This window comes from Mesorhizobium sp. B2-8-9 (assembly GCF_006439475.1).
Taxonomy (GTDB): Bacteria; Pseudomonadota; Alphaproteobacteria; order Rhizobiales; family Rhizobiaceae; genus Mesorhizobium.
In genome coordinates, this window is sequence record NZ_VFTQ01000008.1 from 185831 (window position 1) to 206922 (window position 21092).

Annotated in this window: 21 protein-coding genes; 3 read left to right on the forward strand and 18 right to left on the reverse strand. The window is 62.9% G+C overall.

The window, feature by feature from the left end:
* Positions 1-10 precede the first annotated feature (10 nt).
* On the forward strand, positions 11-328 hold the full coding sequence (locus FJ423_RS12895; protein WP_095766302.1) for a Dabb family protein: 318 nt from the start codon (positions 11-13) through the stop codon (positions 326-328).
* 93 nt (positions 329-421) lie between these two features.
* Positions 422-1639, forward strand: coding sequence for an MFS transporter (locus FJ423_RS12900; protein ID WP_140842191.1), 1218 nt, complete (start codon positions 422-424; stop codon positions 1637-1639).
* 10 nt (positions 1640-1649) lie between these two features.
* Here the strand turns inward: FJ423_RS12900 and FJ423_RS12905 are convergent, their stop codons facing one another.
* The 14 genes from FJ423_RS12905 to FJ423_RS12970 form a co-directional block, all read right to left on the reverse strand.
* Positions 1650-2495 (reverse strand): EamA family transporter, encoded by an 846-nt coding sequence (locus FJ423_RS12905; protein WP_140842193.1) that lies wholly within the window; start codon positions 2493-2495, stop codon positions 1650-1652.
* 7 nt (positions 2496-2502) lie between these two features.
* Positions 2503-3420 carry an endonuclease/exonuclease/phosphatase family protein gene (locus FJ423_RS12910; protein WP_140842195.1) on the reverse strand — a complete coding sequence of 306 codons (918 nt, stop codon included), beginning with the start codon at positions 3418-3420 and terminating at the stop codon, positions 2503-2505.
* Between the two features lie 108 nt (positions 3421-3528).
* Positions 3529-5082: a sodium:proton antiporter gene (locus FJ423_RS12915; RefSeq protein WP_140842197.1), complete on the reverse strand. Its 1554-nt coding sequence runs from the start codon at positions 5080-5082 to the stop codon at positions 3529-3531.
* 118 nt (positions 5083-5200) lie between these two features.
* Complete coding sequence (locus FJ423_RS12920) at positions 5201-6265, reverse strand: ABC transporter ATP-binding protein (protein WP_140842199.1); 1065 nt, start codon at positions 6263-6265, stop codon at positions 5201-5203.
* A 26-nt stretch (positions 6266-6291) separates the two neighbouring features.
* Entirely contained in the window at positions 6292-7083 is a 792-nt protein-coding gene (locus tag FJ423_RS12925; protein ID WP_140842201.1) for an ABC transporter permease, read from the reverse strand.
* The gene (locus FJ423_RS12930) at positions 7080-7994 is read right to left on the reverse strand and encodes an ABC transporter permease subunit (RefSeq protein ID WP_140842203.1); all 915 of its coding nucleotides are present in this window, start codon (positions 7992-7994) and stop codon (positions 7080-7082) included. The genes FJ423_RS12925 and FJ423_RS12930 overlap by 4 nt, the downstream gene beginning before the upstream one ends.
* Positions 7995-8056: 62 nt before the next feature.
* Positions 8057-9163 carry an ABC transporter substrate-binding protein gene (locus FJ423_RS12935; protein WP_140842205.1) on the reverse strand — a complete coding sequence of 369 codons (1107 nt, stop codon included), beginning with the start codon at positions 9161-9163 and terminating at the stop codon, positions 8057-8059.
* Positions 9164-9408: 245 nt separating this feature from the next.
* The gene (locus FJ423_RS12940; RefSeq protein WP_140842207.1) at positions 9409-10581 is read right to left on the reverse strand and encodes an iron-containing alcohol dehydrogenase; all 1173 of its coding nucleotides are present in this window, start codon (positions 10579-10581) and stop codon (positions 9409-9411) included.
* 18 nt (positions 10582-10599) lie between these two features.
* Positions 10600-11985 (reverse strand): aldehyde dehydrogenase family protein, encoded by a 1386-nt coding sequence (locus FJ423_RS12945; RefSeq protein ID WP_140842209.1) that lies wholly within the window; start codon positions 11983-11985, stop codon positions 10600-10602.
* Positions 11986-12018: 33 nt separating this feature from the next.
* Entirely contained in the window at positions 12019-12435 is a 417-nt protein-coding gene (locus tag FJ423_RS12950; protein ID WP_140842211.1) for a type II toxin-antitoxin system VapC family toxin, read from the reverse strand.
* On the reverse strand, positions 12432-12884 hold the full coding sequence (locus FJ423_RS12955; RefSeq protein WP_140842213.1) for a hypothetical protein: 453 nt from the start codon (positions 12882-12884) through the stop codon (positions 12432-12434). The genes FJ423_RS12950 and FJ423_RS12955 overlap by 4 nt, the downstream gene beginning before the upstream one ends.
* Positions 12885-12945: 61 nt before the next feature.
* Positions 12946-14316, reverse strand: a complete 1371-nt coding sequence (locus tag FJ423_RS12960) for a glutamine synthetase family protein (RefSeq protein ID WP_140842215.1) — start codon at positions 14314-14316, stop codon at positions 12946-12948.
* Between the two features lie 88 nt (positions 14317-14404).
* Complete coding sequence (locus FJ423_RS12965; protein WP_095766291.1) at positions 14405-15940, reverse strand: amino acid permease; 1536 nt, start codon at positions 15938-15940, stop codon at positions 14405-14407.
* 23 nt (positions 15941-15963) lie between these two features.
* A complete protein-coding gene (locus FJ423_RS12970; RefSeq protein ID WP_140842217.1) occupies positions 15964-16782 on the reverse strand; it encodes an N-formylglutamate amidohydrolase in 819 nt (272 codons plus the stop codon).
* Between the two features lie 146 nt (positions 16783-16928).
* Here FJ423_RS12970 and FJ423_RS12975 point away from each other — a divergent pair, with 146 nt between their 5' ends.
* Positions 16929-17753 (forward strand): MurR/RpiR family transcriptional regulator, encoded by an 825-nt coding sequence (locus FJ423_RS12975; protein ID WP_140842219.1) that lies wholly within the window; start codon positions 16929-16931, stop codon positions 17751-17753.
* 83 nt (positions 17754-17836) lie between these two features.
* Here FJ423_RS12975 and FJ423_RS12980 read toward each other — a convergent pair whose 3' ends face one another.
* From FJ423_RS12980 to FJ423_RS12995, 4 genes are read right to left on the reverse strand one after another with little or no spacing between them, the layout of a single operon-like run.
* Positions 17837-18244 (reverse strand): GtrA family protein, encoded by a 408-nt coding sequence (locus tag FJ423_RS12980; protein WP_140842221.1) that lies wholly within the window; start codon positions 18242-18244, stop codon positions 17837-17839.
* Entirely contained in the window at positions 18241-19059 is an 819-nt protein-coding gene (locus FJ423_RS12985) for a ChbG/HpnK family deacetylase (protein WP_140842223.1), read from the reverse strand. Before FJ423_RS12985 ends, FJ423_RS12980 begins: the two co-directional genes overlap by 4 nt.
* The gene (locus FJ423_RS12990; protein ID WP_140842225.1) at positions 19056-20024 is read right to left on the reverse strand and encodes a glycosyltransferase family 2 protein; all 969 of its coding nucleotides are present in this window, start codon (positions 20022-20024) and stop codon (positions 19056-19058) included. The genes FJ423_RS12985 and FJ423_RS12990 overlap by 4 nt, the downstream gene beginning before the upstream one ends.
* Positions 20017-21006, reverse strand: coding sequence for a glycosyltransferase 87 family protein (locus FJ423_RS12995; protein WP_246680155.1), 990 nt, complete (start codon positions 21004-21006; stop codon positions 20017-20019). The genes FJ423_RS12990 and FJ423_RS12995 overlap by 8 nt, the downstream gene beginning before the upstream one ends.
* Positions 21007-21092: the final 86 nt, after the last annotated feature.

The window sequence follows — 21092 nt, forward strand, 5'->3', positions numbered from 1 at the left end:
GGCATCAACGATGATCCGGCATTGCGTCTTTGTCCGCTTTCGCGACGACGTCCCTGAAATCGAGCGCGCGGCGATTCACGCTGATCTCGAAGCCTTGCGCGCCGTTATCGCCGGCATGGACAGGGTCCAATTCAGCGCCAATGTCAGCCCGGAGCCGTTCGGGCGCGGCTTCGGTCACGGTTTCACCATCGACTTCCGCGATGCCGCCGCCCGCGACGCCTACCTCGTTCACGAGGCGCATCAGCGCGCCGGCGCGCGCCTGGTCGCCGCGCTCGAAGGCGGCACCGACGGGCTGATGGTCATCGATCTGGAGGTGACGCAAATGTGACCGCTCGCCGGCTCAAATCCGGCGGCCGTCCCGTTCTCTTTTGCCCGCCCTGGAACATATCGTGCTTTCGGGGGATGCAAAAGGAGCACTGCCTTGAACCTCACCCCCGAGCAGAAGAAAACCGTAACCGCATCGTTCCTCGGCTGGACGCTCGACGCTTTTGATTTCTTCCTTCTGACATTCCTGCTCACCGATATTGCCGCTGAATTCCAGACCGACGTGCCGGCGGTCTCCAAAGCACTGTTCCTGACGCTGGCGACGCGTTTCATCGGCGCGTTCTTCTTCGGCGTGCTTGCCGACAGATACGGCCGCAAGCCCATTCTGATGCTCAATATCGTCAGCTATTCGGTGATCGGCGCCTTGGCCGCCTTCTCGCCCAATCTCGGCATATTCCTGGCGCTGCGTGCCCTGTTCGGCATAGCCATGGGAGGCGAATGGGGTCTGGGCAGCTCGCTCGCCATGGAATCCATTCCGCCAAGCGCGCGCGGCACGGTCTCGGGCATCCTGCAATGCGGCTATCCGGCCGGCTATCTGCTGGCCGCGGTGGTCTACGGGCTGCTCTACGGGCAGAAGATCGGCGACTTCACCTTCGGTTGGCGCGCCATGTTCCTGCTCAGCTTCGTGCCGGCACTGGTCGTGCTCTTCATCCGCTCGCATGTGCCGGAATCGCCGGCCTTCGTCGAGGGCCGCGCCCAGACACGACCCGGCCTCCTCGAAACGCTGCAGAAGCACTGGGGCATTGCGCTCTATGCCGTGGTGCTGATGATGTTCTTCAACTTCTTCAGCCATGGCACGCAGGACCTCTATCCCACCTTCCTGAAAAAGGAGCACGGCTTTGATCCGCACACGGTGAGCTGGATCACCATCGTCGCCAATATCGGCGCGATCGTCGGCGGCCTGGCCTTCGGCGCGCTATCGGAAAGGATCGGCCGCATCAACGCCATCACGCTCGCTTGCGTGATCGCCCTGCCGGCAATCCCGCTCTGGGCTTACACGACCACGCCCTTCATGCTGGCAATCGGCGCATTCATCATGCAGGTCGCGGTGCAGGGCGCCTGGGGCGTCATCCCGGTGCATCTCAACGAATTGTCGCCAGGCTCGGTGCGGGCGACCTTGCCCGGCTTCATCTATCAAGCCGGCAACCTCGCCGCTTCCTATGGCGGTCCCTATCAGGCCGGCATCGCCGAAGCGCCGGGAGGCAGCTACGGCTATGCGCTGGCCCTGTTTGCCGGCGTGGTCGCCGTCTGCATCGTCGTCGTCATCCGCTTCAGTCCGGAAAAGCGCGGCCAGGTAATGACCGTCCTCGGCTGAGGGTCTGTCTTCAACCCATTCTGAGCGCCGCGACGCCGGCAACGATGCCGAGCGCCGCGGCCGCGCGCCAGACGGTCATCTTCTCGCCCAGCGCCAGCACTGAGATCAGCATGGCAAACAGGATCGAGGTCTCGCGCAGCGACGCGACCGAGGCGATCGGCGCCTTGGTCATTGCCCACATCACGATCCAATAGGCCGCGCCGCTGAGCACGCCGGTGAACAGCCCGGCCTTCCAGTCGCGCGCCAGCACAGGCAGCGACCGCAGCCCGCGAAAGAAGATGCACAGCAAAAGCGCCCACGTCGCGTCGCAGACGAACAGCCAGGCCGCATAGCTTTGCGCGGTTGCCGCCAGCCGCGCGCCGCTGCCGTCGGAGAGCGTGTAGCTGGCGATGAAGATCGATGTGCCGAGCGCAAAGCCGACCGCGCGCAAATTGAGCTTCTCCAGATGCGCCCCGCCCCGAAACGACATGACCAGCGTGCCCGCCGACAGAAGCACGATGCCGAGGATGGCGAACGGCGCCGGGACCTCGCCGATCAGGACGATGCCGCCGAGCGCCGAGAGCAATGGTGCGGTGCCGCGCGCCAGCGGATAAGTCTGGGCGAAATCGCCGGCCTTGTAGGCGCCGATCAAGAAAGTGCGGTAGCCCATGTGGAAGATCAACGAGGCGAAGATGTAGGGCCAAACTTCGGCCTTTGGCACCTCGACGAAGGGAAGCGCGACCAGCGCCGCAAAGCCCATACCGAGCGTCATCAGTGTGATCGACAGGAAGCGGTCGAGATGCACCTTGACCAACGCGTTCCAGATCGCATGCATGGCCGCCGCCGAAAGCACCGCCAGGACGACGAACAGCGTCATGCCTGCCTCACCTGACCGCCGGGCTGGAGGCGATGCCCGGCATTTCAAGATCGATATCGACCCTCAGCGGGAAATGGTCGGAAGCCACCTCGCCGATATCGGCGCTCACAGAACGCACCCGCCCGGCCAGCATGCCGCCGACGAAGCAATGATCGAGCCGTCGTTTCGCCAGCCTGCCGTCGATGATCTTTTCGTGCGTATGGAAGTCCGGCCCCGGCTCGCCGGCGACGGCCGCGGCATCGACGAATCCGTCGATATAGGCAGCGCCGCGATGGTAGGGCGTATCGCCGACGATGCGCCGGTATTCGGCGCTGCCCAGCTCCATGTTGAAGTCGCCCAGCCAGATCGCCGCCAACGGGTTTTCCGGTTCCGGCTGGCCGTTCGCCCAGTTGCGCTGCGGCTCGTCGTCGACGCCGCTCCAGGGGCCGCCGTCGGACGGCGCGCGGCGATGTTCGGCAAGCAGGTAGTCGATCTGCTCCAGCCGCTCTTCAGCCGCGATATGCGCCAGATGCAACGAAAGCACCCGCACTGGCCCCGCCGGCGTGCGGATCATGCATTCGAGCGCCGCATTGCGGGTGTTGAGCGGCCTCAGCGTGCGCCGCAGCGGCAAAGTGTGCAGGCGCGACCAGACAATCGGCAGCTTCGACAGCATCATCGTGCCGAACTGCCGCCGCCGGTTGACGACGCGGCCATCACGCTTCTCGCTGGCATCCATGTCGAAGGCGGGGCCGTAGGCCCAGTAATAGCCGGGCAGCAAGCTGGACAGGATCTCGGGCTGGTCGTCCTCGTTGCTGCGCTGCCAATGCCGCTCCACCTCCTGCAGCGCGACGATGTCGGCGCCGTCCACCAGCCTGGCGCAGCGGCTGAGATCGTAGCGCCCGTCGCTGCCGTAGCCATACTGGATATTGTAGCTGATCAGCTTCATTGATTAACCGGCTCACTTCTGGTGATCGCAGTAGCGCCCCGCCCCTTGCGTTGCAATGGACCGGCGGGGCAAGCGGAATAGTCCAGTGGAAATCGGCGAACCGGCGCTCTAATAAGTCGTCAGCGGCTGGAAGCTTCCGGCGGGCGACGCCGCAAGTTCCGACCAGTCGATCTCCTCCTCCAGCCGGTGATAGGCTTCGTCGCCGATCGTGCCGTTGCTGCGCAGTTCCTCCAGCGTGTCGCGCTGCCGCTTGATGGCGTAGAGGCGCAACCGGTCGTATTCCGTCGCGGCCTGCGCGTCGTCGGGATTTTCGGCGATCCGCCGCTGCGCCTCGTACTGCTCGCGCACGACGGCGGCAGCCGACGAGGTCTTGCGGCTCAGCACATCGAGCGCGGCCTGCATGATGGCGACGCGCGCTTCGGCCACCTCGCGATCGATCGTCGTATCGCGCGGGAAATTGAGCCAGCGCAGCAGAACCTTCAGGCTCATGCCTTGCAGCACCAGCGTGCCGAGCACGACCGCGAAAGCGGCAAGCACGATCGGGTCACGCCCGGGAAAGCCGGCCGGCAAGGCAATGGCGGCGACCAGCGTCACCAGCCCGCGCATGCCGCACCAGCCGACAAGCGCGGCACCGGCAAATGTCGGCGCATCCTGCTTTTCTTCCTCGCTGTCGTTGCGGGCAAACCATCGGATGATCGCGACATACCCCGCCACCCAGACGAGGCGCGCCACGATGACGACGGTAAGAACCGTCGCGGCGAAGACGAATGCCTCGCCTTGCCCATCGCCGGCCAGCCGGCCGATGATCGACCGTGCCTGCAGGCCCATCAGCACGAACGCCAGCACATTGAGCACGAACACCGCCGATTCCCAGACCGAATAGGCGCTGACGCGGCGTCTGGCCGACATGCGGCGCGGCGTGGTGCGCGCGATGGTGATGGCATAGACGACGATGGTGATGATGGCGGAGAGGCCGAGCTTGTCGGCAATGATCCAGACGGCGAAGGTTCCGGCGAACTGCACCACGGTGCTGCTTGCCGCGTCCTCGATGCGTGTCAGCGTGAGCCGCGACACTCGGCCGAACAGATAGCCGGCGATAACGCTGCCGACCGTTGCAAGCAGGATGACGGGCACTGCGTCTTTGAGCATGAGTGTGCCGATGGCGGCTGAAACCGATATCCGGTAGATCAGCAGCGCCGTGGCATCGTTGAGCAGGCTCTCGCCCTGCAGGATCGCAGTCAGACGGTGCGGCACCTTGAACTGATTGAGCACCGCGCTTGCCGCGACTGCGTCCGGCGGGGCGACGATGGCGCCGAGCGCGATCGCCGCCGCGATCGGCAGGCCGGCCATCTTCCAGCCGACAAAGGCAACGACCACCGCGGTGAAGACGACCGCTCCAAGCGCCAGCAGGGCAAGCGACAGCCGGTAGCGCTTCAGGTCGCGCAGTGAAGTGTCATAGGCGGCATCGAGCAGCACCGGCGCGATGAACAGCGCCAGCGCCAGTTCCGGATCGATCTCGATCGTCGGCGCGCCCGGCACGAAGGCAAGCCCAACGCCGGCAAGCGCCAGCAGCGACGGGTAAGGTACCTCCAGCCATCGCGATACCGCCGTCAGCGCGACGGCGATGAGCAGCAGGACAAGAGTGAGTTCGAACAGCGCCATGGCTCATCGTAACGATGGAACCAGGCGTTTGGCACTGCAAAAGTGATGGTGAATGGTGAATCATCAGAAGATCTCGAGCACGTAAAGTGCTGATCGCCATTCACCATTCACTCTTTCCCTAATGCAGAACCAGCATGTCGCCCGATGAGAAGGAGATGTCCGCCTTGTCGCCTACGGCAGGGGGCGGTGTCGCCGAGTTGTTGAAGGTATCGAGCGATACCGTGTTGCCGCCAATGCCGACGCGCACGCGGATGACGGAGCCGAGGAAATGCACTTCGGCGATCTCGCCCGACAGGCTGGTGTCGTGGCCAGGCTGGCGCCCCAGCGAGATGGCTTCGGGCCGCAGCGCCAGCGACAGCGTGTCGCCTGACTTCGAGCCGTTGAGCTTGCCCTTGAGCGACACTTCCTGGGCGTTGACTTGCACCTTGCCGGACGCGGCGTCGGTCACCTTGCCTTCCAGCACGTTGAGCGTGCCGACGAAATTGGCGACGAATTTGGTGGCCGGCCGGTTGTAGATCTCGAACGGCGTGCCGACCTGCTCGGCCTTGCCGCCATACATCACCGCGATGCGGTCGGAGATCGACAGCGCCTCTTCCTGGTCATGCGTGACGAAGATGGTGGTGATGCCGAGCTTCTTCTGGATCGATCGGATTTCCTCGCGCAGCGACACGCGCACCTTGGCGTCGAGCGCCGACAGCGGCTCGTCGAGCAAAAGCAGCTTCGGCTTCGGCGCAATCGCCCGCGCGAGCGCGATGCGCTGCTGCTGGCCGCCGGAAAGCTGGTAAGGATAGCGATCGGCCATCTGCGGCAGCTTGATGATGTCGAGCATCTCGGCGACGCGCCTGTCGGCATCGGCCTTCGGCATGCCACCGACCTTCAGCCCGAAGGCGATGTTCTGCGCCACCGTCAGGTTCGGAAACAGCGCGTAGGCCTGGAACACCATGCCGACATTGCGCTGGTTGGGCTTCAGCCTGGTTATGTCCTTGCCGCCGACGACGATCTTGCCGGCCGAGGGCTCCTCGAAGCCGGCGACCATACGCAACACCGTGGTTTTGCCGCAGCCGGACGGCCCCAGGAAGGAGACGAATTCGCCCGGCGCGACATCGAGATTGAAGTCCTCGACCACTGTTGTGGCGCCGAAGGATTTTCGCACATGCTGGATGGAGAGGAACGGCTCGGCCATGGCTTTTTTCTTTCGATGCTCTTCGCTCAGTTGGGGCGGTTCGCCGATCTTGGCGCGAAACGCGACAGAATCTGGATCAGGGACATGCAGCCCCAGGTTATCACGAAGGCGATGATGGACAGCGCGGCCGGTTCGTAGGCGCGATTAGCCACAAGGTTCTGCAGATACGGACCGAAGGCAGGGCGATTGAGCAGACTGGCCATGGTGAATTCGCCAATGACGATGGCGAAGGTGAGGAACGCGCCCGACAGCACCGCGATCAGCACATTGGGCAGAATAACCCGAGTGATGATCGTACCCCAGCCTGCCCCCAGAATCTGCGCAGCCTCCGTCAGCGTGCGAACGTCGATGGTGCGAAGACCGGTGTCCACGGCCCGGTACATATAGGGCAGCGCGAGTGCCGCGTAGCCGATGACCAGCAGCGCGTTCGCTCCCAAATTCGACCCGAGAAACGGCAGCGGCGAATTCGAGCCATACATTCTGATATAGCCGAAAACGATGACGATGGCTGGGATAACCAACGGCAACAAGGTGATAAACTCGACCACCGGGCGCAATTGGGGCAGGCGCAGGCGGATCCAATAGGCGGTTGGCACCACGATCAGCACACCCAGGAGAATCGTCAAGATGGCGACGACCACGGAAAATATGAAGGTAGCCTGAAACTGGCTGTCGCCCAGCACGACCTTGTAGGCATCGAAGGAATAGACACCGCGCCGCATGCGCAGCGAGAACTCGACTGTCGCGATCAGCGGTATGAAGAAATAGGCCGCGCCGAGGATGAAGACGGCCCAGGCCCAGAATTTGCCAGCCTTCATTTGAGCCACCTCTCCGAGCGGGTCCGAAACCAGATGTAGAAGATGTTGGCAAGCCCGGTGATGAAGATCATGCCGAAGGCGATCGCATAGCCGAGATGGGCATTGTGCAGCACGTCGCCGCGGATCTGCGCATAGAGCAGGATCGGAACAATGTTAAGCGACGAGCCGGTCAGCGCATAGGCGGTTGCGATTGCTCCGAACGCATTGGCGAAGAGCAGAATGACGGTGCCCAGGAAGCTCGGCCAAAGCACCGGAATGACCACCATGCGCCAATATTGCGCCTGGGTGGCGCCGAGCGTGGCGGCGGCCTCGCCCCATTCCCGTTTCAGCCCGTCGATCGCGGGCACGATGATGACCACCATCAGCGGAATCTGGAAATAGACATAGGTGATCGTCAGACCCCAGAACGATAGCAGGTTGAAGCCATGCGCGTAGAGGTTCAGGCCGACCAGCGTGTTGAGCAAGACAGTGACGAGACCGACCCGCCCAAGCGTCGCGATGAAAGCAAACGCGAGCGGCACGCCGGCGAAATTGGATGCGACGCCCGAGAAGGTCAGTGTCGCTGAACGTATCCAGTCGGGCAGCCCGCCGCGCACGATGGCGATGGCGATGGCAAGGCCGGCTAAGGCGCCGATGAGTGATGACGCCAGGCTGACCTTTATCGAGATCCAATAAGCGGCAACGATGTTGGCTGAAAAGAGCGCGACGATGTTTGCGAAGGTGAATTCGCCTGCCTCATTCTGGAAAGCGCCCAGCATCAGATAGAGCGTGGGCAGGATCAGGAACATCACGGCGAAGATGAAGAAAGGCGTGACGCCAAGCCACTGCGTCGGCAGCCTCAGGCTCCGAGCCTCTGCCGGCGGCGCGGTCTTTCCCGCAATAGCCTTATTGGAGAGCGAGAGATCGGTCATGCGCCGGTTACCGTTCTGAAACGAGGCCGGGCGGCTAGGGCCGCCCGGTCTATATCATCCTGTTACTTCACATTGGCGCCGACAGTGGCGTCCCAATTCTTGGTGATGGTTTCTTTGGCCTTCCCCTGCTCGTCGAGCGTCGGGAACACGGCGGAAGCGTACGACTCCGCCGGCGGCAGCTTGGCCAGCACGTCCGCCGGAATCTTGCCGTTCTTGGCGAGATCGTTGAAGCGGATCGGATGGCAGTAGCCCTTCAGCCAGCCGATCTGGCCTTCGTCGGAATAGAGATACTCCATCCACAGCTTGGCGGCGTTCGGATGCGGCGCAAAGGCGCTGATCGCCTGCACATAGACGCCGGCGACGACGCCGGTCTTCGGCACGATGACGTCGACGGGCGGGTTGCCCTTCAGCGTGTCGCGGCCCGAAAGCGCGTTGTAGTCCCAAGTGACGAGGATCGGCGTCTGGCCCTGGGCGAGCGTCGCCGTCTTGCCAATGACCGGCACGAAATTGCCGGCCGCATTGAGCTTCTTGAAGTATTCGAGGCCGGCGGTGCCCGCGGCTTCACCAGCAGCGGCGCCACCGGAAAGACCTGCAGCATAAACGGCCTGAATGGCTTGGTTCGAAGCACGCGGATCGCCGGCAAGCGCGACCGAGTTGGCGAATTCCGGCTTCTGCAGGTCAGCCCAGTCGGTCGGCGATTCCTTGACCAGATCCTTGTTCACCTCGAAGGCGAGCACGCCGTAATAATCGCCATACCAGGCACCATCGGCATCCTTGGCGCTGTCCGGGATCGAGTCCCAGGTCGACACCTTGTAGGGCATCAGTAGGCCGTCTTTCTTGGCGGTCGGGCCGAAGGACAGGCCGACGTCGATGACGTCAGGCGCCTGCGGGCCCTTGTTGTCCTTGTTGGCCTTGATCGCCTCGACCTCGTCGCCCGAGCCGGCGTCGGGATTGAGCTCGTTGATGGTGATCCCCGGATACTTAGCCTTGAAACCGTCGATCACTGCCCCGTAGCCACACCAGTCATGCGGAAGCGCGATGGTGGTGAGCTGGCCTTCAGCCTTCGCGGCCTTGACGAGATCGTCCAGCGAATCCGCGGACGAAATCACCGTCGACGCAAAGAGCGCCGCGGCCGAGAGGGAAAGCACTTTCCCCGTGAACTTGAACATGTGTTCTCTCCGTTGAACTGGCGCGTTTAGCGCCTGCGATGCGGGTATCGTTTTCGTGTGACAGCCGGATGAAGGCTTTTTGAAACCCGATCCCCGCGGCGAAAAAAGTTAACTCTTTTTAACGGACTGTAGCAATTAGCCCGCGCTTAATTTTCCGGCTAATGGTTATTCACCTTGCCCTTTGCCCTCTCCCTTCCCCTTTGGAACGCCTCTTCAGTCAACTCTTCGGCATTGAAAGCCGGCTCTCAGACGGAGCCGGCGATCGCATTTTCGAGCAGCGTCAGCGCCGCCTTCTTGGTGAGCTTGACCGGGTTGCCGCCGGCGGTCGGGTCGACTACCGCCATGTTGGCGATCAGCGTCTTGCGCTTCTTGTCCATGTCGAGGCCCTTGATCAGGCCGGGCAACGCATGCGGCACCTTGAGTTCCTTGCGCAGCTTGACGATCGCCTTGGCGAAGCCGTCGAAGCCGCCCTTGATGCCGCAATAGGCGGCGAGCCTGGCGATACGCTCGTCGATCGCCTCGCGGTTGAAGGCCAGCACATAAGGCATGAACACGGCATTGGTCATGCCGTGATGAGTGTCGTAGAGCGCGCCGATCGGATGCGACAGCGAATGGATGGCGCCCAGCCCCTTCTGGAAGGCGGCAGCGCCCATGGCGGCGGCGCTCATCATATGGGCGCGGGCAACCAGATCCTTGCCGTTGACGAAAGCCTTGGGCAGGTTCTCAAACACCAGCCGGATACCTTCCACCGCGATGCCGTCGGCCATCGGGTGATAGCCCGGCGCGCAATAGGCCTCGAGACAATGTGCAAGCGCATCCATGCCGGTGCCGGCGGTGATGAAGGCCGGCATGCCGACCGACAGCTCCGGATCGGCAATGACGATCGCCGGCAAAAGCTTCGGATGGAAGATGACCTTCTTGGTGTGGGTCTCCTCATTGGTGATGACGCCGGCGCGGCCGACCTCTGAGCCGGTTCCCGCCGTGGTCGGTACCGCGATGATCGGCGCGATCGCGTCCGAGTTGGCCCTGGTCCACCAGTCACCGACATCCTCGAAATCCCATACCGGGCGCGTTTGCCCGGCCTGGAAGGCGATCAGCTTGCCGAGATCGAGCGCCGAGCCGCCGCCGAAGGCGATGACACCGTCATGCTTGCCCTTCTTGAACACGGCGATGCCGGCCGTGAGATTGGACTCGACGGGGTTCGGCTTCACCTCCGAAAAAACGCCGTAGGGGACCTTGGCGTCGTCGAGGATCTTCAGCGTCGAAGCGACGACCGGAAGTTTTGCCAGGCCCGGGTCGGTGACGAAGAGCGGGCGCTTGATGCCCGCGGCAGCCAGCACGTCCGGCAGTTCCTTGATACGCCCGGCGCCGAAACGGACGGTGGTGGGGTAGTTCCATTTGGAGATCAGCTTGGACATGTCTTGTCTTTCAAAAAGTCAGATTGCTTCGCGCAGGTGATAGGATTTCGGCCGGGTCAGATTGTCATAGCCGATGGCCGAGAGTGCGGCGCCCTTGCCGGTGTCCTTGACGCCGGTCCAGACCAGCGCCGGGTCGAGATAGTCGCAGCGGTTCATGAACACCGTGCCGGTCTCGACGCGGTCGCCGATGGCCACCGCGCGCCCCGTGTCGCGCGTCCAGATCGACGCCGTCAGTCCGTAGGGGCTGTCGTTCATCAGCGCGATCGCTTCCTCGTCATTGCGCACCTTCATGATGCCGACGATCGGCCCGAAACTTTCCTCGCGCATGACGCTCATCTGGTGGTCGACCCCGGTCAGCACTTCCGGCGCCAGATAGGGCGAGCCTGGCCTGTCGTTCTCGACCTTCATGCCGATATGGGCCTTGGCGCCCTTGCGCAGCGCCTCGGCCTTTTGCTCGCGGATCAGATCGGCGAAGCGTGGCTGCGCCATCGGCCCCATGGTCGTCGCCTGCTCCAGCGGATTGCCGACGACATAATTCCTGGTCTCGGCGACAAAACCCTCGACGAACGCGTCATAGACCTTCTCGTGCACATAGACGCGCTCGATGCCGCAGCAGCACTGGCCGGAATTGAAGAAAGCGCCGTCGACCAGATTGGCGACCGCATGATCCATCTTGGCGTCGGGCAGCACATAGGCAGGGTCCTTGCCGCCGAGCTCGAGGCCGAGCGTCATGAAGGTGCCGGCCGCGGCCTTCTCGATGGCGCGGCCGCCGCCGACCGAGCCGGTGAAATTGACATGGTCGATCTTGCCGGAGCCGAGCAGCTTCTCGGTCTGGGCGTGGTTCATGACCAGGTTCTGGAACAGCCCCTTTGGCAGGCCGGCCTTGTCGAAAGCCTGCTGGAAGCGCTCGCCGACCAGCAGCGTCTGCGCGGCATGCTTGAGGATAACGGCACTGCCCGCCATCAACGCCGGCACGATCGTGTTGATCGCTGTGAGATACGGATAGTTCCAAGGCGCGATCACCAGCACGACCCCGAGCGGCACCTTCTTCACATAGCGTCGGAAGCCGTCCTTCGGGTTGGAGGCCAGCACCGGCTTCAGCGCGGCTTCGGCGATTTCGACCATGTAGTTCGTGCGTTCCTTGACGCCGCCGAACTCGCCACCATAGCGCACCGGCCGGCCCATCTGCCAGGCGATCTCGGGCACTATCTCGTCGGTCATCGCAACCAGGGTTTCCAGCATTGCCAACATGTATTTGCCGCGCTCGACGACCGGCGTCTCGGCCCATTTTTCTTGCGCCGCCCTGGCGCGCTCGACCGCCGCGTTGATCGCCTGGTCGCTCGCGACCGGCCGCTCGGCATAGATCGAGCCGTCGATGGGGGATTTGAGTTTTACGGTTTCCAATTAAACGCTCTCCAGCTATCGAAAGGTAAGGCATCAGCAGGCAAGGGCGCGAAGATGCCCCGCTCTTGCATAGTCAAGTATCGACTGATCGCGTGTCACGAGCGTCAAATCGAACGCCCGCGCTGTTGCGATCAGTATTCTGTCCGCCGGATCGCCATGAAGCGATCCCGGCAGGAAAGACGATTCAATCAACAGCTCCGGCGAAAGAGCCTCTACCTTGATGCCGGGCGTGGCGATCACTTCGCCGAAAATGGCTGCCGGCGACTTTGTCGCCGCCAGCCGGCCTTTGGAGCTCAGCAGGCCCAACTCCCAGGCCGAAATCGGCGAGACCCGGATCTTCTCGTCAACGGCGGCCGCTTCGTTGACGGCGATCTTGGCTTCCGGCCTTATCGGCTCGTTCAGCGCGATCCATATGATCGCGCAGGTGTCGAGCAGCAGCCTATGCGTCACGGCAACACGTCCGGCTCAAAGGCCGGTCTGGTATAATCATGTCCTTCGCGGAGTGTAACCTTGCCGGTCCATATGCCGAAGAGCGGATGGTCGGTGGCTTCGCGCGGAGATTCGTAGCTGGCCTGCGTTGATTCCGCCATTCCCGGACGACCCTTATCCGCGATAGCCATATTCGGCTTTCGATAGCCCTCGGGCCACCCCTCCAGATTGAAGTCGACCCGTTCGTTCGCGAGATCGATATGAGACGCCCTGTAATTTGCGCGCAGCCAGGCGCGCGCCTGGCTGTGGCCGCTCGGGCTATTCGCCCACCATTCCTCGCGCCGTCGCGCCGACGGTGGCAAACGGCCACCTATTATCTGTTCGATCTCGCCGAAGCTCATCGACAAATGGCCCTGGCCCGAGAACAGCAGATGCTCGAACAGCGGATGATATTTGGTTCCTTCGGTCATCTGATAAATTTAGTTCGGTCCGCACTTCCGGTCAAGTTTTCAATAGTATCTTACTATCTTTCTAGTACCTCTCAAAGCCCCTGTGCAGCTCCCAATCCGTGATGCGGCGGTCATATTCGAACTGCTCCCAGCGGGCGGTGTGCACATAGTGCTCGATCACGTCGTCGCCGAAGGCCTGCTTCAGCATCTTCGACTTCGAAAGTGTCTCGGTGGCGTCGCGCAGCGTCTTCGGGATCTCGGGCAGACGCGAGGCCTGATAGGCGTCGCCGACGAACGGCTTCTGCAGCTCCAGCTTCTCGTCGATGCCGGCAAGGCCGGACGCGATCAGGGCGGCGAAGGCGAGATACGGATTGAGATCGGCGCCGCCGATGCGGCATTCCATGCGGATGCCCTTGGTGCCCTCGCCGCACAGCCGGAAGCCGGCGGTGCGGTTGTCCTCGCTCCACATGATCTTGGTCGGCGCGAAGGTGCCGGCCTGGAAGCGCTTATAGGAGTTGATGTAGGGCGCTAGGAACCAGGTGAATTCCTTGGCGTATTTGAGCTGCCCGGCCGCCCATTGCTGGCCGAGGCTCGACAGCGTCCAGTCGGCCGTCTTGTCGAAGAACAGCGGCGTCTTGCCGTCCGCGCTCCACAGCGAATTGTGGATATGGCTGGAATTGCCGGCCAGCCCGTAATTGTACTTGGCCATGAAGGAGATCGCCTTGCCCTCGGAATCGGCGATCTCCTTGGCGCCGTTCTTCAGGATGACGTGGCGGTCGGCCATCTCGAGCGCTTCGGCATAGCGCACATTGATCTCTTCCTGGCCGGGACCCCACTCGCCCTTGGAATTCTCGATCGGAATGCCAGCGGCTTCCATCTCGTTGCGAAGCCGGCGCATGACGCCCTCTTCCTTGCTGGTGATGCCGATCTGGTAGTCGCCGATATAGGGCGAGGCGCTGTCGAGCCCCTGCCAGTGCTTCTTGCGCGCGGAATCGTAGGTTTCGCTGAACAAATAGAATTCGAGCTCGGAGGCGAAATAGCCGATATAGCCGCGCTCCTGCAGGCGCTTGACCTGCTTCTTCAGGATCGCGCGGGGTGAGTGTGCCAAATCCTCATGGTCGTGATGGTCGAGCACGTCGCAGATGACCAGCGCCGTCTTCTCCAGCCAGGGAATGCGCCGCAGCGTCGACAGGTCCGGCTTCATGACGAAGTCGCCATAGCCCTTCGACCAGCTCGCCGCCTTGTAGCCCGGCACCGGCTCCATATCGATGTCGCAGGCCAAGAGATAGTTGCAGCCATGCGTCTCGCCATGCGCGGAATCGACGAAATACTGAGCCAGGAAGCGTTTTCCCGAGAGCCGACCCTGCATGTCGACGATGCAGGCCAGCACCGTGTCGATCTCGCCGTTAGAGACCGCTTTCTTCAACTGATCGAACGAGAAATTCCCGGCCATTCCTTTGGCACTCCAGCGCTTGTCGATTGAAAAGGGAGAAACAAAACCATGGTCGGCGTTGCGCCGGCCATGGCCATGAAGCGAAGTATCAGTGGCCGGTCTCGCCGACCGCCACTTCGGCTGCTGCAATTTCCGCCTGACGGCGAGCAATATCGGCCCCGATCGGCGGGCCCTTGAACCGCTTGGATTCTATGCCGAACCACAGCACCGCGAGAAGGATGATCAAACCTATGGCATAGTTGATCAAGATATCGAAGGGCGGCTGGATACCCGCGTACATCAACACCAGAACGCCGAGGATGGTGATGATGGCGAACGGCTTGGACCACACGCCCAGGCGGAACGGGCCGAATTCGGTCCAGCTTTTGCCTTCAGCAAGAAGGCCAGCCGCCACCGGCATCGCATAGGACACATAGAGGAACAGGGCACAGCCGGCCGCCAAAGCCGCGAAAGCCGGCGAGTAAAGCGTCGCTGCGACCGAGAGGACGGCTCCAAGCCAGATCGCCGCCACCGGCGTGCGCCATGTCGGGCTGACGGTTTTCCACATGGAGGAGCCGGGCAGCCCGCCATCACGCGCGAAGGCGAATATCATGCGCGAGGTGGAGGTCAGTCCAGCCAGCGCGCAGATGTAGTTTGCTACCACGATCGCGATGGCGATGATGCTCTTCAACCAAAACGGCGCCGGCAGATTGTTGAAGAGATTGAACCAGGCGTTCGCGCCGTCCTTGGCAGTCGCCGCCAGATCCGGGCTTGCCAGCACGAAAGAGACGGCCATGACGAAGCCGAAGACCAATGACCAGAGGACCGAATGGATCATGCCGCGCGGCACTGCCACCCGCGCGTTGTGGGTCTCCTCCGAGGTATGGGCGGAGGCGTCAAAACCGGTGATGGTGTATAGTGGATAGAGAAGACCGATCAGGAAGGCGACCAGCGCCGTCCGTGCCGTCGGCACATAGCCGCCACCCGCATCGCCCGTGTTGTTGACGAAAGTGGTCAGTCGCGAGAAATCCCAGCTCGCGCCCCAGATCAGGAACATCGCGGTCAACACCACCGCAACGACCAGGATGAGATAGCCCGAAAAGTCGGTCAGCGCTGTGGTCAACTTGATGCCGAAATGGTTGAATAGCGCCTGCGTCACCGTGATGATCACGACCCCGATCACCTGCTCCTGATACCCCCAAGCCGACACATCGTGGCCGAACACGCCGGCCCAAACGAGGTCCTTGAAGAGCGCATAGACGCCGACATTGACCGAAGCGACAACGAAGATCAGCCCAAGCAGGTTGATCCAGGCCGTCGCCCAGCCCCAGCCGCGCCCGCCCAAGATCGACGACCAATGGTAAAGCCCGCCGGCGGTCGGATAGGCCGAACCGATCTGGCCGAGCGAAGCCGCGACCACAAGGGCGAACAGACCGCCTATAACCCAGCCGATGGTCGCTTCGAAACCGCTGCCGGTGGCCATGGCCAGCGGGAACGAGGTGATGCCACCCGCCAGGATGCAAATGATCGAGAAGGAAATGGCAAAGTTGGAGAAGCCGCTCATGCGGCGAGCCAATTCCTGGGCATATCCCATGCTGTGAAGGACTTTTACGTCCTCAGACTTGTCGATTTCTTCAGGTCTCATTTTGGAAGTCCCCTATCTGGTTCTTAGCTGGCCGATTGCACTGACTTTCCCATTGCGCGTTGTCGGGAGCCCCTGGCCTCGTCAGGCTCCAGATTCAAGAATATGCCGGTGAGCAGGTCCGCCCATTTCCGCTGCCCGGTCTCGCCGGAGATTTCGTCGTTGCGGATTTCGATCATCGCGCAGGCAAGGCCGCGCGAACGCGCGTGCCGTTCCAGCGTGAAATAGACGCGGTCGGCCGGCGAATAGGGTTCGTTGACGCCGACGGTGACGCCGGAGAGCCGCTGCAGCGCCGATATCAGCGGCGCCGCCAACCGGCGATCCTCGTCATGGATGATGCCTATATGCCATGGCCGGCTCTTGCCCTTGTAGACCGGCGTGAAGGAGTGCACCGACACCAGCCGCGTCTCCTGGCCGCGCGCCAGCCGCTCGTCGATGATCTGGGCGATTGTGTCGTGGAACGGGCGCCAGGCAAGGTCGACGCGCGCGGCGCGCTGCTTGTCGGAAAGATCTGTGTTGCCCGGGATGGCCGTCGTCTCGCTAATCGGCGGCACGAGGTCCGGCGCGTCGAGCGGCCGGTTGCAATCGATGACGAGCCGCGACACGCGGGTCTCGATCAAGGTGGCATCGAGCGTCTCGGCCATGCGGCGGGCGACGGGAAGCGCGCCCGGATCCCAGGCGATGTGGCGCGAAAGGTCCTCGGCCGGCAGGCCGAGCGTCCCGAACTCGGCGGGGAGGACGTTGGAGGCATGGTCGCAGGTGAAGACAAAGGGGCTTGAGCCGCCGGGGTTCGTCACCCTCACGGTTTCAGACGGTGCAAGGCTGGCGGGCCGTGCTCTCTCCATACTGCCGTCCCCTGGGGAGCGCTGTATCGAATGTTACGTATTTTGTCTCATTGCGTCCCTATGAATGATTTCATACAGTTTGGCCGGCTTTGTCAAACGCGAATTCGGGAAAACGGCGGCGACGGGCGAACAGGCGGGGGAAAACCATGATTTCCAGCATTGCCGAACTGATCTCGGACCGCATCGGGACGATGCCGGCCGGCGAGCGCCGCGCCGCCCAGACGCTGATTGCCAACTATCCCTTGACCGGGCTGAAGACGGTCGCCGAATTCTCGGCCGCAGCCGGTGTGTCCTCGCCGACGATCCTGCGCTTCGTCGCTAGGCTCGGCTTCCAGAACTACCCTGAATTCCAGTCGGCGCTGCAGGATGAATTGGCGGCGCAATTGCAGTCGCCCGCTTCGCGCACGCTCGATCCAAGCTCGGCCGGCGGCGCCGTCTCGCCGATGCTTGAGGCAACGCTCGACAACATGCGCGAGACCTTCCGGCACCTCACCGACAGACAGCTGGCAGACATTGCCACGAGACTTGCCGAGCGGCGCGGCAAGACCTTCCTCATCGGCGGCCGTTTCACCGATCCGCTGGCGCGCTACATGGCCGCTCACCTGGCCATCATCCAGCCGGATGTCTATCACCTCGCCGGCCAGGAGAGCATCTGGCGCGACCGGCTGATCGACATGGGCAAGCGCGACGTCCTGGTGATCTTCGATATCCGCCGCTATCAGGAAAGTCTCGTGCGCTTTGCCGAGAAGGCTCACCACCGCGGCGTGCAGATCATTCTCTTTACCGACCAGTGGCTTTCGCCGATCGCCCGCTTCGCCCGCCACGTGATCGCCGGGCGCACCGCCGTGCCCTCGGCCTGGGATTCGTCCGCCGCGCTCTTCGTCGTCGCAGAAACGCTGATCGCCGCCGTGACGAGGCAATTGGAAGCCGCCGGCGCCAAGCGCATGCGCGACCTGGAGAGCTTGCGGTAGAGCCGGATGATTTCAGGTCGGACAGACCTAAAATCTGAATCCGTCTCCAAGCCGCCTATATCAACGCGGAGCCGGCCGAGCAGCTACTTTACGATCCTGCCCTCGATCGACCAGCGCGCCGCCAAAAAGTTCAGCACGGCGGCCACGACGACGCCGACGATCTTGGCCGGCCAGACGCCGACAACCCCCGCCAGTACAGCGATCGACAGGCTCGAAACACCGAGCGAAATCAGCGCCCCGAGCGAGACGAAACGCAGGAAGGACCGATGCAGCCGGATGTCCGGGTCCCGCTCGAACGACCAGAAGCGGTTCGCTACGAAGGAGAAGAGCACCGCGACGAACCAGGCACCGACATTGGCGGCCAGAGCCGGCACCACGAGCTTGAGCAGCAGGAAGAATGCAATGAGATCGATGCCGGTGTTGATCAGCCCGACCAAGGCGAAGCGGACGATCTTGTTGCCGGTCGAACGCCGCGGCTGACCGGCGCTCATGCTTTGCCGTCCATGACGCGCACTCCGGCCCGTTCGAGGCTGGCGCCGAAATCCTCAGAACTGAGAATCGTGAACTCGACCTCACGCGCGCCCTGCATCGGGTCTCGCGCCCGTAAAATGTCATCGACTTGACCCGGATGACACATGAACACCCCTTGTTCGGGCAAGGTGTCGACCGCGGCGCGCAGCGTCGGAGCGAATTTTTGCGGCTGCCGCCAGTCATAGATGCCGCAGAGCGGCGTCATCACGTTAAAGCCGGCCCGCTGCATCGACCTGTTGAAGCCCGCGGCCAGCGTGGCGATCGCCGCGATCTTTGCCGCCGCGTCCAGGCCGGCAAGCCCGGGCGCGCCGCGCAGCGCCGGCTTGTGTGCGCTGCCTCCAAACCGGGCGAGCAACCAATTCCGTACCACGGGAAGAAAATGCACGTGCTGGTGCCCGTCGATGTGATCGGGCGGGCCAGCCAGCGCTTCGGTGAAGCGGTCGTACTGGGCGTCGAGCTCGGCATGAACGTCCCGCTCGTCGATGCGCCCGCGCCGTACGGGCAGCGCAAGAGAGGCGAGCCCAGGCAATTTGCCGTCTGGCGCCAGGCTGGACGAGCCGGTTGCGGCGGTCTGATCGGTGAGGGTCAGGTGCAGCCCGATGGCGGCCCGTTGACGCAACGGCCTGATGCGCGCCGCCGCCTCTTCCCATTCGGCAAACCCGGTCATGCAACTGGTCCCGGTCAGGCGGCCGCGCTCGATGAGGTCGAGGATCGCGCTCGATACCCCCGGCGCAAGCCCGTAATCGTCGGCGATCAGGCGGATCGGCCGGGTCATTTGCCGGCAACAACCTGCTCGGCGGCATTGCCATGCAGCACGTCGCGCACGATGTAGACGGGCCGGTCCTTGCTTTCGCTGAGCGTGACCCAGACATACTCGCCGATCAGGCCGAGCAGCGCCAGGTTGAGGCCTCCAAAAAGCACGACGGCGACCATGATGCTGGGGTAGCCAGGCACGGCGATGCCGTAGAACAGCACTTCGAACAGCACCTTCACGCCATAGGCCAGACCCGCGAATGCCGCGAGCAATCCGATGAGGCTGATGACGCGCAGCGGGATTACGGAAAACGAGGTGAACCCTTCAAGCGAGAACGCGATCAGGTTGAACCTTGTCCATTTCGAGGTGCCGCCGCCGCGGTTTTCCGGCGAGTAAAGCACAGCCTTCTGGCGGAAGCCGGCCCAGGCGAACAGACCCTTGTTGAAGCGGCGCTTGTCGCGCACGCTGGTCAAGGCACGCGCCACCGCGCCACGCATGACACGGAAATCTCCGGCATTCTCGGGAATATCGAAGCGCTGGCTGCTGTTGATCAGCCTGTAGAAGAGCCGCGCCAGCTGGCTGCGCCGCCAGCTCCCCTCGCGCCGGTCGTTCTGCGCGTAGACGACATCGATCTGCGGATGCTCGACCAGCTCGCCGATCATCCTCAGGCTGATATCCATGGAATGCTGGAGGTCCGAGTCCATGATCAGGACCATGTCGCCACGGGAATGATCGAGCCCGGCGAGCACCGCCGCTTCCTTGCCGAAATTACGGCTGAGCCGCACGATCTCCCAGGAGCCGGAGAGCGCGGCCGCGAACGTCTCGGCGCTGCCGTCGCGGCTGCCGTCGTCGACGAGTATCTTGCGGACCGTCATGCCGAAGCGCTCCGCCACGGCCACTTCCAGCCTGTCGAGCAGCCCGACAAACGCGATGGCGGATTCGGCCTCGTTGAAAAACGGCGCGATGATGTCGAGCATCTCAGCCATGCGCGACGGCCCCGGCGGCAGGCACCTTCTGTCTGTCTTGCGTCCAGAACCAGCCGACGAGCACGCAGGCGATTATGCTGACGCTGATCGGCCGGAACCACGGGTGGAAAAGATCGTGCAGTTGCAGGTTGGCACTGGTCAGTCCGGTGACGAAGAGGAACGCCGCCAAGAACCAGCACATGGCCCCGGCTCCCTTCTCCCGCCAAAGCAAGGCGATGGAGAGACCGGCAGGCACCGCCACCATGGCGTAAGTGTTCTGCTCGACCCGCGGATTGAAGACGCACATGTAGAATGCCGCGGCGAGGAAGATGGCGAGTCCGCTGATGTTGGCGTCCAGCCTGCGATCGAGCTGGAGCACCAGCCAAAGCGTGAGCAAACCCGCGACGACGCGCACGATCGTCGCGTCAAACTTGGAAATCGGGATGCCAAATCGCATGAAAGGCGCCGTGAAGTCGGCCGGGACGAAGGGGCCGGTCGGGTCGACCGTCATCGAAGTCAGCAGTCGGACGAAATCGTGATATTGCGCGTTGACGTAGTCGGTCGACGCAAAGCCATAGGGGATGGCGAGCGCGACGAGCACCGCCAGCACCAGCGCCGGTATCAGCCTGGGGCGCAGCGCTCCCGCCAGAAGCAGCATGATGATCGCGGTCGGCTTGGCGATGATCGCAAGCATGGCCCAGAAGAAGCTTTCGGCCCGGCGCCCCTCAAGCGTCGACAACGTAAGAAACCAGCATGCCCCTGTGAGCAGGATCGTCGCCTGGCCGTTGCGAAGCGCTGCAAGCGCCACCGGCAAGGCAAGAAAAAGACCGAAGGACAGCAGCCATGTCTGTTCCTGGCCGCCAAGCTTGCGCACCTGACGCATTGCGGCAAAGGTCAGGACGCTGAAGCCCAGCATGTGCCACAAAATATTGCCCAGATACGGCCCGAGCTTCAGCAGGGGAACATAGAGGACGGCGAAGGCGGGAGCGTATAGATACCCCATGGCAACTTCGACCTGATACAGCGGTTGGCGATCCAGAAAAGCTTCACTGCCATGCCTGTAGATATGGACCACCGAACGCGCATCGG